Here is a 15,964-nt window from a genome sequence, read left to right on the forward strand (position 1 = left end):
TGCTAAAGTGTTCCTCGACAGTTTTGCCTACCTATCGCGCCAAGAAAAAAAGGAGTCCCTGCAATACGCGCAAAGGACTCCTACGATAAAAACTAAGTATAATGTACTACCAACCTGGGTTTTGACCTAGATCAGGATTGATAACCAAATCCGTATTAGATATTGGTCGAAGGTATTTCTTTTGGTCAAATTGACGATCTTCGTCGTCTCGCCAGATAATATGCCCCTTGGTACCTTCTGATAATTTCGAAGCGCTACCGTCGATAACGACATATGATACACCTTGTTGCGGGGACGATGGTGTTTTACTAACAAACGAAACATCCGGTGTACCATTGCCATCTAAGTCCATTGCTTGATCCATCGCTGGCACATAAATACCTTTCCACGACATTTCTAGCAGTTCGCCTTTTTTCCAGCGCATAAGGTCATCATAGCGCAATCCTTCATACACAAGTTCGATTCCACGCTCTCGGCGTACTTCCAGTAAATATTTATCGGTGATATCCGGAAAATAGACTTGCTGCAAGTAGCGATCAGCAACGACGGGTCGATTTTCTTCAATACCGGCACGCGCTCTAAGGGCTCCGATAGTTTCATCCCAGATCAAGGGATCAGAAGTTAACTTTCCAAGTTCCGCTGCCGCTTCCGCATAGTTCAACAGAATTTCAGCATAGCGCATCATTGTGATGGAATTATATCCTTCTGCAACTCCATCCAAACGTTTATCATCCAAGCTAAATTTCAATAGATGGTAGCCCGTGAAGGTATACCCAAAGTTTGGAGGAGCAGCCGAACCGTCTGAGCGCGTATATCCTAAACTACGAACAGTTTGCGCCAGTCGTGGATCACGTTCTTTCATCTCCTGGACAAACGGGATCTCATCAAATCCTGTCCTATCGGTAAACCGGCTTCCGTCAGTGTTTAGATACGTGTTGACAAATTGTTTATTTAATCCCCACCGCGCGCCATAGGTAGCAGAATTAAATTTCCATGTAATCTCATGCCATCGTTTCAATGAATTATTGTGAACATTTGCCCACATCACCTCCGTAGAAACAGGATTTTCACTAATAAACAAGGTTCTATAGTCGGTCTCCGGACTTCCCGTACTGTACAAGCTATACTGTTTCGAGTCTATCAATTCTTTCGATGCATTAAATGCATCAGTGAGCCATTTGTCGGCCGTGTTTTGAAGATTTAACTCATCGTGGTACTTACGGTAGGTACCTTCGAATAAACAAATCCGAGATTTAAGACCGAGGGCTACCCATTTAGTAATGGTAGAGGATGTATTATCCTTGGCGTCTCGAATATTGGCTACCGCAAAATCCAAATCTGCCAGTACAGAATCCATAACGGACGCTCGCGGGTCTCTCGGCTTATACAATAGCTCGCGATCCTCCGTTGAGAGAGGCTGTGAATACCAAGGCACATCTCCATAATCTTTTACCATATCGAAGTAAAACAGTGCGCGGTAGAACCGTGCGATTCCGGCAAAATGATTTCTTGCTTCCTCAGGGATGGCAGGGTTATCATATTTACTCAAAAAGTAATTCACGTTTCGCAGCTTGGTCCAGCTCCACGCGCCTTGATCAACTGAAGAGAAATTCCCTGCAATAAACTTTGGGGAATTATTCTTAGAAGTATACTCTCCCATTTCGTCTGCCTGTACGAGCGCTAACGCGGATGGAGTAAATTGCTGATAGAACGAATTTACATAAAGCTGAAGGTCCGCTTCGGTATTAAAATATGTAGAAGGCACCAATTTGTCAAAAGGCTCGCGATCGAGGAAATCTTTGCTACATGATGAAAAAGCCACAGCTATGAATCCTAATATGCCGATTTTTAGTTTTAAGTTCATTGAAGTATGTTTAGAAAGTAACATTAATACCAAATGTTGTGGTCTTGAGCTGCGGATACGCATATCCTTCTCCGGATCCATTGGTTAATTCTCCGATTGGTTTTTCGATGACTTCTGGGTCGAAATTCTCCGTATGCTTAAACAAACCCGAAAACGTGAATAGATTCTGAGCAGTCAAGAACAATTGAACATTGCTCAATTTAGCTCCCTGTACCCACCGTTGAGGCAATGTATAATCCAAAGTCAATGTTTTCAGTCTTAAGTACGAAACATCTTGTAAATACCGTGTTTGTGGGGCGCCTAACGAACGGTCGGCACCAAGAGCGGTATAGCCACGGTAACGTGGGAAGTAAGCATCAGGATTATCCTCGGTCCAGATATCCTCCATCATCTTGGTCGGCTGGTAACCATAAGGTCTGTTATACGGTCCCCAGAATAAGCCGGCTTCTTTAGCGAAATAATAATCACGCTTGCCAACACCTTGGAAAAAAGCGGATAGGCCTATCCCATTCCAACGACCCGATAGTGTAAAACCAAATTGATAACGCGGAGAGTTGTTACCGATCACCTTACGGTCACCCGGATTATCCAGAGTATTGTCACCCTGGTTAACAACACCATCACCGTTGAGGTCCGCAAACTTCAAATCGCCTGCCAGCCAAACATTATTATTGGAGTTACGAATGAAACTCTGGTCAGCATGGTTCGCTACATCTTCGTCTGAGGCGAAAAAACCCAATGTTTGATATCCCCATATCTCACCGACTTCTTGTCCTACGTAATAGCTACTTAGCACATTTTCAGGATTGTTAAAGCGGGTAAGATGTGATTTGCTATCCCATAACGATCCGTTGATACCCCAATTGAAAGGTTTCCCGGCAAGCTCAAACTGATTGTTATAGTTAACCGTCAGCTCCCATCCCTTTGTTGACATATCGGCAAAGTTACCGTACGGTACTGCTGCACCAAATACATTTGGTAAGGGCTGACCAATAGTGAACATATCATAAGTTTTCCGGTTGTACCAGTCAAACGTCAAGTTCAGCGCGTTGTCAAAGAAGCCTAAATCCATCCCCACGTTGAAGGTCGTTGAACGTTCCCAAGTAAGTCCATCAGGAATTACTCCTGGAATCGACGTGTAACTTGGTTGTACGCCGCCCAATACAACATTTGTCTTAGCGACAGACATTTGTTCCAAGTAACGGTACGGCGCAACATTCCCGTTCCCCAATGAACCGAAAGATGCGCGGAACTTCAAATTACTGACCAGCGGTTTAGCATCTTCAAAAAATGACTCGTTCGACACGACCCAACCCGCAGACACCGAAGGAAAGAAACCATACCGTTGATCTTCAGGAAACTTGGACGACCCATCGTAACGGCCATTCAGCTCCAATAGATATTTACCATCATACGCATAATTTAAACGGTAGAATAGCCCTATGTATGCCCACTCGTTACCACCACCGGCGATATTATAGTTTAGCCCGTCCATCAGGTTAAAATCAGGTTTGTCCGGAAGGATAATCCCGTCGCGCTGTGCATTTAACGTTTTAAAAGTTTGCGATTCGACGTTATAACCTACCAAGGCATTAATATCATGCTTCTCGTCAAAAGTTTGCGTATAATTTGCGGTAATATTGCCGGCGATATATTTGGTACGTTCCCCCAGCTCGCGCAACATGCTGCGGCCGAAGCGATAAACCTCGCCCGGGGAGTTACTATAATCAACATAGTTGTTCGTCCGCTGCTCATCCTGCCACGTTCGCGAGTACGTTAAGTCCCCTTTTAAGGTAAGAGCACTAAACGGCTTAATGATCACGCCTGCTGTATTTCTTAATACCGTATTGTTTAAATCGGAAGCATTATTACCTTCCATAAAAGAAGCTATCCCAGTATATACTGCCGAATGGGTATATGTCCCGTCAGGATTATGTATTACCGCCATCGGATATCCTTGGTGTTCAAATTGACGCCAAATATTCCCGTCACCATCAGCAAACATGGGATAATGGTAATCATATGAACTGATTTCAGTATTATTTTCAAAGGTTAACCAGTCGTTAACTTTCACATCACCCTTACCGCGGATATTATATTTATTAAATTTATCTGGATTGTAATTGAAAATCCCGGCCTGATGATAATAACGTCCGGATAAATAATAAGATGCTTTTTCGCCGCCACCTGAAATGCTCAATGCTTGCTCGGTGCTTGGCATATCATCGCGATAGACCATATTATACCAATCCGTATTACCAAAATATTCCCAACGGTTGGTTGCTTCATTGAAGATAGCATCCTCGCCCGTCGGATTCTCCGATTGTTGCTTTAACCTTTCCAAATATTCCAACGAAAAAGGGTAAATATTGTTTACAGAAATTGGAGTTGACTTGTAGTCGTTCCATGCATTGAATGCCGTATTGAAGTTGTTTGCCCACTCGTATCCATTGGTTATTAATTTCGGTTCAACAACACGATTGTTGATCGAGAGGTTCGAATTAAATGTGACGGTAGCTTTACCGCCTTTTGGTGATTTAGTAGTGATTAAAACAACCCCAAATGCTGCCCGTGAACCATAGATTGCAGCAGACGAAGCATCCTTCAAAACCGTTACACTCTCAATATCATTCGGGTTCACCATATTCGGATCACCCTCTACCCCATCGATCAAAACAAGCGCACTACCACCGGCTCCAATCGAAGTTGTTCCCCGCACATTAAATGTTGCTCCACGTGTAGGACTTCCGTCCACCATTTTCAAATTTAAGTTCGGTAAGGCACCTTGCAGCATACGGCTTAAATTCGCTGCGGGACGGTTTTCTAACACTTCAGATCCTACTTGCGATACCGCACCAGTAAGGTTTATCTTTTTCTGTGTTCCGTAACCTACCACGACAACTTCTTCTAAGTCATTTTTGTTATCGAGCTGTATCACGATATTATTAAATGGGCCAGTGACTTGCTGTGTTTTGGTGGTAAAACCGACGTAGGAAACGGCTAGCGTAACAGAAGATGCATCGGTTTCTAAAGTAAATCGTCCGTTTTGATCCGTCGCCGTACCTTTATTTGTTCCCTGTACGGTCACGGTTGCATTTTCAATTGGATTCCCATTGCCATCGACAACTTGCCCTGAAATAGTTTGCTGATAATCGCTTCGGAAAGCTAGTTCGTTCCTTAATTTCGAAGCTTTCGACTCCATCGGGAAGGACAATATCGTCCCTGCCAATAGAAATATTGGTATGTATGGTCTCATAAAACGAATAGCTTATTTCAATTTTATATCAAATTGAAGATGTTTATCGCTGCGGATATAGGTCGATACGATTTCATAACTTAATTTAGCTTGCCCATCCTGCGCGGTTAATATTTGTGTAGATTCTGGATAAAGTACGATACGCTTAGTACCGTTACCTTCTTTTAAAATCAACTCGAAATATAAATCACTATTATTTTTCACCTCGTAATACTTCGTTACCCGGTTCGTTTTTGCATTTTTCTTTTCGTGATAAGCCGAACCTACCTCGATACAAGCATCAACCAAATTACGTACATGCTCCTCTTTACCGAACAAGTATTTACTCGACCATGCTACGGTACGACCAGCATCGAGCGCTTGACGAATTGATGCGGCACTTTTATCTTTAGCCATCACAAGGGTCATTGTCCTATGAACACCTTCTTGGCCAATGTTATAACTATGTGCAATAAGGTTGTGTATGTCGGTATTCCCGATAATTGTGAGATCTCTGTCTAGGCCCCAGTCTAATGCCTTCTTGTGGAACCCCAGTCCGTTTACCACTTCGATACCGTGAAGCTTTTTCTCTTGATACATTTTCTCGACAAAATCAATCCATTCGTATGAACCGGGAATTTTATCCACCTGCCATCCTGGATGGTTCCAAAAGATAAATGCATCTTGCTCAATCGCTTTATCAATCGCTTCTTGATCTAATTTCGAATCGTTATCAGCAACCAGCTTATTAGCATCCTTAATAAAAAGTGCGTTAAAATGTCCCGGAGGCGTTTGACGGGTTATTTCGGTTGCTTTAATCAGGCCAATATTATTTTCTTTGGCTAGATTAACCGCTAAATCATGAGATCGGTTATGATCGACCTTTACGTCTTCATGATGGGGATTATACTCCATGTGTTCAGTGTACGAGATAACATCTAACCCCTCTTTCCATGCTTCTTGCACGCGAACATTCGGCCATACGTGACCGTCTGTAAATACAGTATGCATGTGAAAATCACATTTCAATACCTGAAAGCCGCCAACATTGGGAATACTTACATGTTGTCTTTTTACGGGATACGCAAATTCGTCCATGCGCATGATTCCGTTGTCAGTTTGAGCTTGTAACGATGCGCCGCAGAATAGCATTGCACCTAAAAACGACATTTTAATTTTCATCACTTTAATGGTTGATTATTATTTCCCAAAAGTAGCGACGCATTATTAACACACTATTAAGAATACATTTTAAATTAATTAACAATTTTTAACGTAAAAAAATAACAAGAAAGCTAACGTAATATTTAAAAACATCATTATTATCACATACACACGTAAAAAAAATGTTTTTAAATAAAAATAAATATGTTTTTTTTATGGGTGGTAGTGCTCAACCCTTCTATTAATTCATATTTTGATCACAATTAGTTAACGTGAAGGAAAAAATGAACATTTTTTCGAAGTTTTAAGCTTCAAGTAGGATCAAGGAAATAGCGACGAGGAAACATCGCCACTATAAATATTTCGGGTCTTTGAATAATGTATCGCGAGAAACCGTACCTTCAACACCTCCGGAATGCTAGGTAAATACATAATAACCAGATAATACCATTATTTATGTTCAGTCACGTACTCCCCCGCCACGGATCGCCACAATTCGGCCATTTTTTGGTGAGCCGCTGCCGTCGGATGGACACCATCCCAAAGCCAGTAATCCGAAGCTACCCGCGGGTGCTCATTTTCCAGCTCAGCGAACAATGCATGAAAATCCACTACCGTAACGCCGTACGCGGTGGCTAGCTGACGGACCTCCACGGAGAGTTTCGTTACAAGCGAAACATACCGTTCATCTTTCACACGTTCCCCACGTGCTACAAACGGTGTGCATAAAACAATCCGAACATCAGGGTATTTTTCGAGAGTTTGCTGTATTAACGTGGCATATGTTTGTGACCAAAGTGCGTAGTCGAATGATTTCTTTTCTGATTGCACAAATTGGGCAATGTCATTGGTTCCAATCAAAATCGAAACGACGTCGGGTTTTATATCAAGCACATCTTCTTGCCAGCGTTTGGAAAGATCATCTAACGTGTTTCCACTTATCCCACGATTAAAAAATTCGAGTTTATACTCGGGATACCCGCCCATATAAAAAGCCGCCGATAAATACATAAACCCACTTCCAAAAAGGTGGTTTTGATCCCAATGGTTACGCTCACTACTGGACTTTACGCCGCCCCCACCCCAATTTCCATCGGTAATAGAATCGCCGAGAAACAAGATACGTTTTCCCTGAGCAAGCAGACCGCTGGTATAGATCAGCATAATACACAGAACCAAAACACTTCTAAATGCATTGGTCGTACAATAATTTATAATATTTAAATTCGGCATATAACGAGATAGAATTATTCTTAAGAAAAATACTAACGACATCCTTGGAAATCAAGAACAAAAATACAAAATAGATTGAAAGCAAAATTCTTATAAAAAACTTTAGACCCATTCCCAGATGCTACGATACTGCGCCGTAGACTCCGCAAATGATAACAACCCCTGGTAAAACGGATGCTGCCCAATGGTGCTGCTATCGCCGATAATTATAAGCTTCTTCTTGGCGCGCGTCATCGCGACATTCATGCGCCGAACATCAGACAGAAAACCTATTTGCTGTCCACTGTTGCTCCTTGTCAAGCTAATATAAATCACATCTTTCTCTTGCCCCTGAAAACTATCGATAGTATTTATCTGAATAAATGCTGCAAAAGGCCGCAACTGCTCATCCTCGGTGATGATTTCCTTTAAGAATGCCGCCTGGCGGCGATATGGGGCTATAACGCCAATGCTAGGAAACGGCTTTTCGTGATAAGCCGCTGCAAGAGACGCTATTGTCTGGCTAAGGTGCTTCCGTAAAAACGCAGCCTCCTCAACATTAAAGATGGCACTATCAAGCTGGGTTTCTTCAAAACCACTACCCGCTGTATCAATGAACTCGATCGGGGCCGAATCTTGCAACAACGTCCAACCTGCAACCGTGCTAGCTGCTTGCAGTTTCCCCTGGTAGAGCGCTTGCGATGGATATTGCATGATCTGCTCATGCATCCGGTACTGCATATCAAGCAAAGAGACTTCTGCAGGATATTTTCGAACAAGCTTCTCAAATAAAGTATTATTAAGGCCTTCATACATGTTATGATGCGATTTCACGGTCGGCGGCAGCTGCAGGTGATCCCCTGCCAGCACGAGTTTGCTTGCTTTAAGAATAGGAATCCAGCATGCCGGTTCAAGTGCCTGTGCCGCCTCGTCGATAACAACGGTGGCGTACGTCCGATCACGAATTGTAAAATGATTGGCACCCACGAGGGTTGCTGTAACCACTTGCACATGGTCCAAAATATCTTGCAAAATATAATCCTGTACACGTTCAATCTCTTTACGTAGTTTGTGCGCTTCATCAAACAAAGCCTTACGCTGCTCCCGTTCATTCTTCCCAAAACTCCGTTTATATTTATGAGCTATCTCGGTATATGCGCGAGCTTGCTTGCTTAGGTCTTTAGCTTCTTTATTTGCTCGGTGGGTTTCCATCTGCGCATCGAGCGTGAGCTCCTGTAAGTGGCTAGACACTTTAACAGGATTTCCTATGCGTACCACTGACAGTCCTGCCGCATCGAGTCTCTCGGTGAGCACATCAACAGCTATATTGCTTGGAGCAACAACCAAAATTTGTCTTTTTTCCTGCTTTAATAATGCCGCTATGCCCTTAATTAATGTTGTTGTCTTACCCGTACCTGGAGGGCCATGCAGGATCGATAAGGGGCGCTCACTTAAGATATGCTGAATAGCGCTATTTTGACTGGCGTTACAGTTTTCATTCGTATAGTTTAATTCCTGTTGTAAGGCAGCTGCTGGCAAAACTTGTTCTCCGACAAGCTGCCGAATAAGTGCTCCTTGCTGACCAGCGGACTTTAGCTCTTTCGCTTTACGCAGGGCATCATGCATCTCCCGGTAAGCGTTTTCATCGAACAGCAAATCTACCCCCAGCTTACCTCTACGACTCCAGTCAGGGAGCTCATCCACGCGGAATGAAATGCGCATTGTGTTCCCACGCACAAAAGCAATAATTCCATCAATCCGATCATACTCTGGATCATGATTAGAGAATAAGGACACCGGCATACCGAAACGGAATTTATCTCCCTCTTGAAGATTATTAACTTTATTCACGCTAATGGTTAAATAATCACCTCGTCCCAGCTCACTCTCCCCAATAGAAATTGGAAACCAGGTCATCCCCTGCGCGCGGCGCTCCTGCAACGAGCTTTTTAATAAAAGGGTTTCATACTGCGCTCGATCGTAATGCTGCTCCTGATCTAATAGAGAGGTAAGTTCTTCGAAATATTCCATATACTGAATTAACGGCCGCAAAATACTTGATTTTTTAACCAAAACATAATCTAAGCAGCCTTATGGGCACACCAGACGTACAACAAAAGACCCGGAGGTATGTATCTATTTTGTATTCATCTTACGATCCAATTCTTGGATGGCCCGAAGCACTGTCGATATATCCGAAGGTGATTCGGGAAAAACGTTAGTAGTATAACTGTGAAATTTCCAGATCTCCAAGACTTCATTGATGCCAACTTGGTAAGGCTGGTAAGCAGGGTTTAACGACCGTAGAACAAGGGTACCATCGGCATGAATAGTCACCAATTTAAAAACGAAGTCATCTTGTCTTTTTAAAATAACAATACAGGGCGTATTGGGCTTTATGGAACTCCAGTCGGCAAGGTATTTACCTGTAATATCACTTCCCTCCGGTATAGGAAGCATGGAATCCCCTGTAATTGGAAATATACGATAAGTATCGCCTTTGGGTAAATTTGGCATCGAGTACTTTGGTAAACCGGCAATAAACTCTGGATCTGCATAGCCCGTAGCATAACCGGCCTTCGCCTTTATCGGGACGTACTCTACATGCTCATTGTTTTCTTTATTGACGCTGATAGCCAGCACACGCAGGTTACCTCCTCTTATATACACATCATTGCCCTCCTCGAGCTCGCGCAATTTCAGCTCCCCCAACTTGGACAAGTCTACTTTCAATAATGTATCGACACTAACGGAGAAAAAAAATGAAAAATTTAAATAATCTTCCGGTTGTGGAGACTTTGTATTTCCAGCTTCAAGAGCAGCTAGCTTAGCCCTTGTCAACCCAAGTTTTGCTGCACTCGCCTCTTGACTCATCCGCTTGCGCTCACGAAGAAATTTAATATTAGAAGCAAAATATATTTTTTGTTTTTCAGTTTTCATTTGCTATAATTGATAACACATGTTTGTTATTAATAATAACAAATGTACTTAATTTTTCGGATATGGTGGGGATAGAAAAAAAAGAAATCATCAAGAAACTGCAGCAAGAGATACTTTCGCTGGAAGGTTTCAAAAGCGCGACGACAGACTTACAACAAGAAGATATAGGTTTCCAGTTAATGGCGGACGCATTTCCTAGACATACCTTCCCAAAAGGAACAATTCATGAATTTATCAGCCAAACAGCCGCATGTGCTACTGCGGTAAGTGGGTTCGTGTCATCCATCTTATCCATATTGATGAATAATGACACACCTTGCCTTTGGATTAGCACCAAGCGAAGCTTATTCCCCGCCGGTTTAGGCTACTTCGGTGTTCAACCCGACAAGATCATATTCATCGACATTACAAAAGATAAAGAAGCGTTGTGGGTAATGGAGCAAGCACTCAAATGCAGCGCCCTCTCGGCGGTAGTAGCGGAACTCAGCGAGGTGTCTTTTACCGAATCGCAACGCCTTCAGCTTGCTGTCGAAAAAAGTCAGGTAACAGGCTTCTTGCATCGCAGAAAGCCACGTCGCGAAAATACACTTGCCTGCACCGCACGATGGAAGATCACCCCGCTAGCGAGTTATACAGAGAACGGCTTACCAGGAGTTGGCTTTCCTTTATGGGAGGTAAACCTAGAGAAAATACGAGGAGGAAAACCAAGAAAATGGGCCCTAGGTTGGCGAGACAACAAATTCATTTCTATTGCCGCAGAACAAGCACCACAACAACGCACATTAAAAAAACAAGCAGTATGCCTAAACGTTTCTTAGCGATATGGTTTCCTTATTTATCCGTAGATAATGTTCTAAAAAAGTCGCCCGATCTTCGTGATAAACCCTTCGTGCTTTGCGCTGCGGAGCAGGGAAAAATGATCATTAAAGCCGTCAGCACCCGGGCTAGAAAAGAGGGCATCAACGTAGGTGATGTATTGACTAGTGCTAGAGCAATCCTGCCGGAGGTAGCAAGTTTTCAAGACGACCCCATTACGACACAAAGGGTCTTAAACGCACTTGCAGAATGGTGCCTTCGCTTTTCGCCAATTGTTGCTGTAACTTCCCCCGATTGCCTACTCCTAGATATCAGCGGATGTACGCATCTATGGGGGGATGAACGCTCTTATATAGAAAGCTTAAAACATAGGCTTGCTCGCGAAGGGTACCAAATACGCGCGGCTATTGCCGATACAATTGGAGCTGCCTGGGCGCTGGCCCGCTATAGCAGCTCTCCGCTTCCCATAGTAGAGCCCACAAAGCATGCTGAAGCATTAGGCTTGCTTCCCCCGGTAGCTTTACGCATAGCGCCAGCAACCGTACTGCGCATGCAGAAACTTGGGTTCAAACACATAGGTCAGTTCATGAACATCCCTAGAAGCTCCCTGCGAAGGCGATTTGGAGAGGACTTATTACAGCGCTTGCATCAAGCATTGGGCAATTACCCGGAGGTTATTACGCCGATAAAACCGGCAGCACCTTATGAACAGCGTCTCCCCTGTTTGGAACCGATATGTACTGCTACAGGCATAGCCATAGCCTTGCAAAATCTACTCGAAGAACTTTGCGCAAGACTTCAAAAAGAAGGTAAAGGTCTGCGCAGCGGCATCTTTAAAGGGCACCGCATCGATGGAAACATACAGCAAATACATATCGGTACTAATAAAGCTTCTCATAATGTAGCACATCTTTTTAAATTATTTGAGCTAAAGATTCCAACCATCGAGCCTGCGCTGGGTATTGAATTGTTTGTCTTAGAAGCTTCAATAGTGGAAGATATACAAGATGCGCAGGAAACTTTATGGGGCGCCCCGAGCGCGTACAGCAAGATCGCTGAGCTCCTTGATAATATAGCAGGGAAGGTAGGTCTATGTGCCATTCGTCGCTACCTGCCCGCAGCGCAGCACTGGCCCGAACGCTCGATAAAAACAGCGCATTCGCTTCAAGAGGCACCATCCATTCCTTGGTCGAACAACCTGAATAGGCCAATACACCTATTGAGTAAACCCGAACCCATTAAGGTGACCGTACCCCTGCCCGATTACCCACCAATTTTATTCATTCATAAGAAAAAAGTATATAAACTAACCAAAGCGGACGGCCCAGAAAGGATCGAGCAAGAATGGTGGATAGAAGATGGAGAAGCCCGAGATTATTACCGGGTAGAAGATGACCAGGGAGCCCGTTATTGGCTCTTTCGTCTAGGTCAATATGGACAAGGGGAACCGCAATGGTTCCTGCATGGATTTTTTGCTTAAAAGATGGACTACGTAGAACTACAAGTAACCAGTAACTTTACCTTTTTGCGTGGCGGTTCTCACCCTGAGGAACTCGTAGAAACTGCTGCCGCTCTTGGGTACAAAGCTATCGCTATTACCGACAGGAATTCCTTAGCAGGAATCGTCCGTGCCCATCTAGCTGCCAAAAACAAAGATATTCGCTTTATTCCCGCATGTAGATTAGACCTGCTCGATGGTCCCAGCCTCCTGGCATTCCCAGCAGATAAAATGGCATATAGCAACCTCTCGAGCCTTTTAACAAAGGGGAACCTACGAGCGGAAAAAGGTGCTTGTCATCTCTATAAATCTGATGTATATGCGCATGCGGCGGGAATTACTTTCATCGTGCTACCACCCGATACCCTAAATAATGATTTTGACTTCGATACGACTTATCTCCAGAGTTTACAAGAGTATAAGGAAGCCTTTGGACCTAAACTTTATATTGGCGCAGCATTCCTGTATAGCAGTAATGATCAAAAAAAAATGCACCGCATATGGCAGCTCGAAGACAAATTCAACATCCCTATTGCGGCACTAAACGATGTACATTACCACAGCCCCGAGCGCCGGCAGCTACAGGATATACTAACCTGTATTCGTGAGAAATGCACCGTCGAATCGGCCGGGTTAAAACTGCATGCGAATGCGGAACGTTACTTAAAAGCCCCCAAAGAGATGTACCGAATTTTTCGCCAATACCCCCAGGCTATAGCAAACAGTTTAGCAATAGCGGATACTTGTAAATTCTCCCTACAGGAGCTTGAATATATTTACCCCGAAGAAATTGTTAACGAAAGCAAGTCTCCCATAGAAGAGCTAACTATGCTTATCTGGAAAGGTGCTCATCAATATTTCGGAGATTCCATCCCCGAGACACTGCGTGCAACATTGGAACTGGAGCTCGCATTTATCAAGAAAAAGAACTACGCCTCTTACTTCCTTACCGTATACGATCTGGTACGTTTCGCGCGGGAACGTGAAATACTATGTCAAGGCCGCGGTTCTGCAGCCAACTCGGCGGTATGCTACTGCCTGGGAATTACAGCGGTCGATCCCACAAAATTTAAACTTCTCTTCGCCCGGTTCATGAGTGAAGCCAGAAATGAGCCACCAGATATTGATGTAGATTTCGAACATGAAAGACGGGAAGAGGTCATACAGTATATCTATACTAAATACGGTCGTCACCGAGCTGGCATCGTCGCTACGGTAACACAGGTGCACTGGAAAGGGGCTATTCGGGATGTCGGAAAAGCAATGGGACTTTCCGTGGATCTGCTCGATAAACTCTCCAAGTCGGCTTATGAATTTACCGAGGATTGGTTTTCCAGCAACGAACCTACTACAGATGGCTTTGCTGCTGACGATCTTCATTTAAAAAAGACACTCGAGCTAACGAAAACATACATCGGTTTCCCCAGACAGCTTGGCCAGCATACTGGAGGTTTTGTAATAACCCAAAACAACCTTTGGGATCTATGTCCGATTATCAATGCGCGGATGGAAGATCGCACCAATATCGAGTGGAACAAAGATGATATCGAAGCGCTGGGCTTTCTGAAGATTGACGTACTGGCACTCGGGATGCTCACCTGTATTCGTAAAGGATTTGAGCTAGCCAAGAAGCATTATAACATCGAACTAACCTTAGCAAACATCAAGCAGGATGACGCTAAAGTCTATCAAATGATTAGCCTTGCGGATACCTTAGGCGTATTTCAGATTGAGAGCCGCGCACAAATGTCTATGCTGCCGCGCCTGAAACCTAACAATTTTTATGATCTAGTGATCCAAGTAGCCATTGTGAGACCCGGTCCGATACAGGGGGGCATGGTACATCCTTACCTAAAAAGACGAAATGACGAAGAGCCCATAGAATACCCCTCTAAAGAACTGCAGAGTATACTCTCGCGCACGCTGGGAGTCCCTTTATTTCAGGAACAGGCTATGGAGATCGCTATTGTTGCCGCAGGCTTCACCCCGGCACAAGCCGATGGTTTGCGCCGAACTATGGCGACTTTCAAAGCTAAAGGAAAGGTCGCCGAGTATAAACGGATGCTTATCCAAGGGATGATAAAAAACGGATATGAAAAAGAATTCTCGGAGCGCGTATATCGTCAACTCGAAGGTTTTGGTAGTTATGGGTTCCCCGAAAGTCATGCAGCAAGTTTCGCACTACTGGTCTACGTGTCTTCGTGGATAAAATGCTACTATCCCGATATCTTCGCCTGTTCGCTACTGAATAGCCAACCAATGGGATTTTACTCGCCGGCACAGATTGTCATCGATGCGCGCAAACATGGCGTACAAGTACGTCCGGTGGACATCAACCATTCTCAATGGGATAATACGCTGGAGGAAAAGTCAGGAATGCATCATATTTTACGCTTAGGTTTCCGTCAAGTGAAATCACTACAACAACAAGAAATAGCACTCTTGTTAAAAGGACGAACAAAGCCTTATCAAACAATAAACGAAGTGTTTCATAACGGCGTACCTATCTCCGCTATGGAGCGCCTAGCAGATGCTGATGCGTTTGCTTCTATTGGACTCGATCGCCGGCAAGCGCTATGGGCAGTTTCTGCCCTTGCAGACAATCCTACCGGACTGTTTGCGGAGCAGCTTTCAGATAGTGCTTTTGAGCAGCAGATCGAGCTACCTTCCATCTCCGTTAAGGAACATGTGATGCAAGATTATGCGTACACATCCTTATCACTCAAAGCGCATCCTGTTAGCTTTGCTAGAAAACACCTGCAGAAGCTCCACGTAACGCCCGCAACCCAGCTTAACAGCCTCAAAGATGGGGATCTTGTAAAGGTATGTGGCTTAATTACCGTGCGTCAGCGTCCGGGTACGGCCAAAGGTGTGTTATTTATTACGATAGAAGATGAAACAGGGTTTTCGAATCTTGTGGTATGGGGGAAAACATTTGACATATACCGAAAAGTAATTTTGCAATCTCGCTTATTGATGGTTGTTGGAAAGCTACAAATAGAGGGTAAAGTTCTCCATGTAATTGTACACTCTTGTCACAATATGAACCAGCTCTTACAGCTAGAAAGCATGGAACAAATCAAAGGCACAGCGGATAAAAAGGCACAAAAAGAACAAAAATTAACCCGCACCATGCACAACCGTTCGAGCAAAAGCGTGCAGACGGAGTTATTTCCATCCAGAGACTTTAAATAAAAAAAGGTAGAGACCATCTAAATTGGGCCCTACCTAAATC

9 protein-coding genes are annotated in these 15,964 nt (G+C 43.9%); 3 read left to right on the plus strand and 6 right to left on the minus strand.

Features of this window, described 5'->3' with window-relative positions:
- Window positions 1-106: 106 nt before the first annotated feature.
- The 6 genes from FM107_RS12250 to FM107_RS12275 all read right to left on the minus strand — a co-directional run bounded on the left by FM107_RS12250 (window position 107) and on the right by FM107_RS12275 (window position 10,415).
- A complete protein-coding gene (locus FM107_RS12250) occupies window positions 107-1,864 on the minus strand; it encodes a RagB/SusD family nutrient uptake outer membrane protein (protein ID WP_086948850.1) in 1,758 nt (585 codons plus the stop codon).
- A gap of 10 nt (window positions 1,865-1,874) precedes the next feature.
- Window positions 1,875-5,120, minus strand: coding sequence for a TonB-dependent receptor (locus FM107_RS12255; protein WP_086948802.1), 3,246 nt, complete (start codon window positions 5,118-5,120; stop codon window positions 1,875-1,877).
- A 12-nt stretch (window positions 5,121-5,132) separates the two neighbouring features.
- The gene (locus FM107_RS12260; protein ID WP_086948803.1) at window positions 5,133-6,281 is read right to left on the minus strand and encodes an Sb-PDE family phosphodiesterase; all 1,149 of its coding nucleotides are present in this window, start codon (window positions 6,279-6,281) and stop codon (window positions 5,133-5,135) included.
- Window positions 6,282-6,713: 432 nt separating this feature from the next.
- Window positions 6,714-7,427, minus strand: coding sequence for an SGNH/GDSL hydrolase family protein (locus FM107_RS12265; protein WP_086948851.1), 714 nt, complete (start codon window positions 7,425-7,427; stop codon window positions 6,714-6,716).
- 171 nt (window positions 7,428-7,598) lie between these two features.
- Window positions 7,599-9,506 (minus strand): AAA domain-containing protein, encoded by a 1,908-nt coding sequence (locus tag FM107_RS12270; protein WP_086948804.1) that lies wholly within the window; start codon window positions 9,504-9,506, stop codon window positions 7,599-7,601.
- A 105-nt stretch (window positions 9,507-9,611) separates the two neighbouring features.
- Entirely contained in the window at window positions 9,612-10,415 is an 804-nt protein-coding gene (locus tag FM107_RS12275) for an XRE family transcriptional regulator (protein WP_086948805.1), read from the minus strand.
- 62 nt (window positions 10,416-10,477) lie between these two features.
- Here FM107_RS12275 and FM107_RS12280 point away from each other — a divergent pair, with 62 nt between their 5' ends.
- From FM107_RS12280 to FM107_RS12290, 3 genes are read left to right on the plus strand one after another with little or no spacing between them, the layout of a single operon-like run.
- Window positions 10,478-11,233: an ImuA family protein gene (locus FM107_RS12280; protein WP_086948806.1), complete on the plus strand. Its 756-nt coding sequence runs from the start codon at window positions 10,478-10,480 to the stop codon at window positions 11,231-11,233.
- On the plus strand, window positions 11,215-12,711 hold the full coding sequence (locus FM107_RS12285) for a DNA polymerase Y family protein (protein WP_086948807.1): 1,497 nt from the start codon (window positions 11,215-11,217) through the stop codon (window positions 12,709-12,711). Before FM107_RS12280 ends, FM107_RS12285 begins: the two co-directional genes overlap by 19 nt.
- 3 nt (window positions 12,712-12,714) lie before the next feature.
- Window positions 12,715-15,924 carry an error-prone DNA polymerase gene (locus tag FM107_RS12290; RefSeq protein ID WP_086948808.1) on the plus strand — a complete coding sequence of 1,070 codons (3,210 nt, stop codon included), beginning with the start codon at window positions 12,715-12,717 and terminating at the stop codon, window positions 15,922-15,924.
- Window positions 15,925-15,964 lie beyond the last annotated feature (40 nt).

Source organism: Sphingobacterium sp. JB170, from assembly GCF_900163865.1.
Classification (GTDB): Bacteria; Bacteroidota; Bacteroidia; order Sphingobacteriales; family Sphingobacteriaceae; genus Sphingobacterium.

Coding starts and splice junctions, on each gene's coding strand:
- FM107_RS12285 (WP_086948807.1), top strand. CDS start 11,215: ATGCCTAAACGTTTCTTAGCGATATGGTTTCCTTATTTATCCGTAGAT.
- FM107_RS12275 (WP_086948805.1), bottom strand. CDS start 10,415: ATGAAAACTGAAAAACAAAAAATATATTTTGCTTCTAATATTAAATTT.
- FM107_RS12265 (WP_086948851.1), bottom strand. CDS start 7,427: ATGCTGATCTATACCAGCGGTCTGCTTGCTCAGGGAAAACGTATCTTG.
- FM107_RS12250 (WP_086948850.1), bottom strand. CDS start 1,864: ATGAACTTAAAACTAAAAATCGGCATATTAGGATTCATAGCTGTGGCT.
- FM107_RS12255 (WP_086948802.1), bottom strand. CDS start 5,120: ATGAGACCATACATACCAATATTTCTATTGGCAGGGACGATATTGTCC.
- FM107_RS12270 (WP_086948804.1), bottom strand. CDS start 9,506: ATGGAATATTTCGAAGAACTTACCTCTCTATTAGATCAGGAGCAGCAT.
- FM107_RS12260 (WP_086948803.1), bottom strand. CDS start 6,281: ATGAAAATTAAAATGTCGTTTTTAGGTGCAATGCTATTCTGCGGCGCA.
- FM107_RS12290 (WP_086948808.1), top strand. CDS start 12,715: ATGGACTACGTAGAACTACAAGTAACCAGTAACTTTACCTTTTTGCGT.
- FM107_RS12280 (WP_086948806.1), top strand. CDS start 10,478: ATGGTGGGGATAGAAAAAAAAGAAATCATCAAGAAACTGCAGCAAGAG.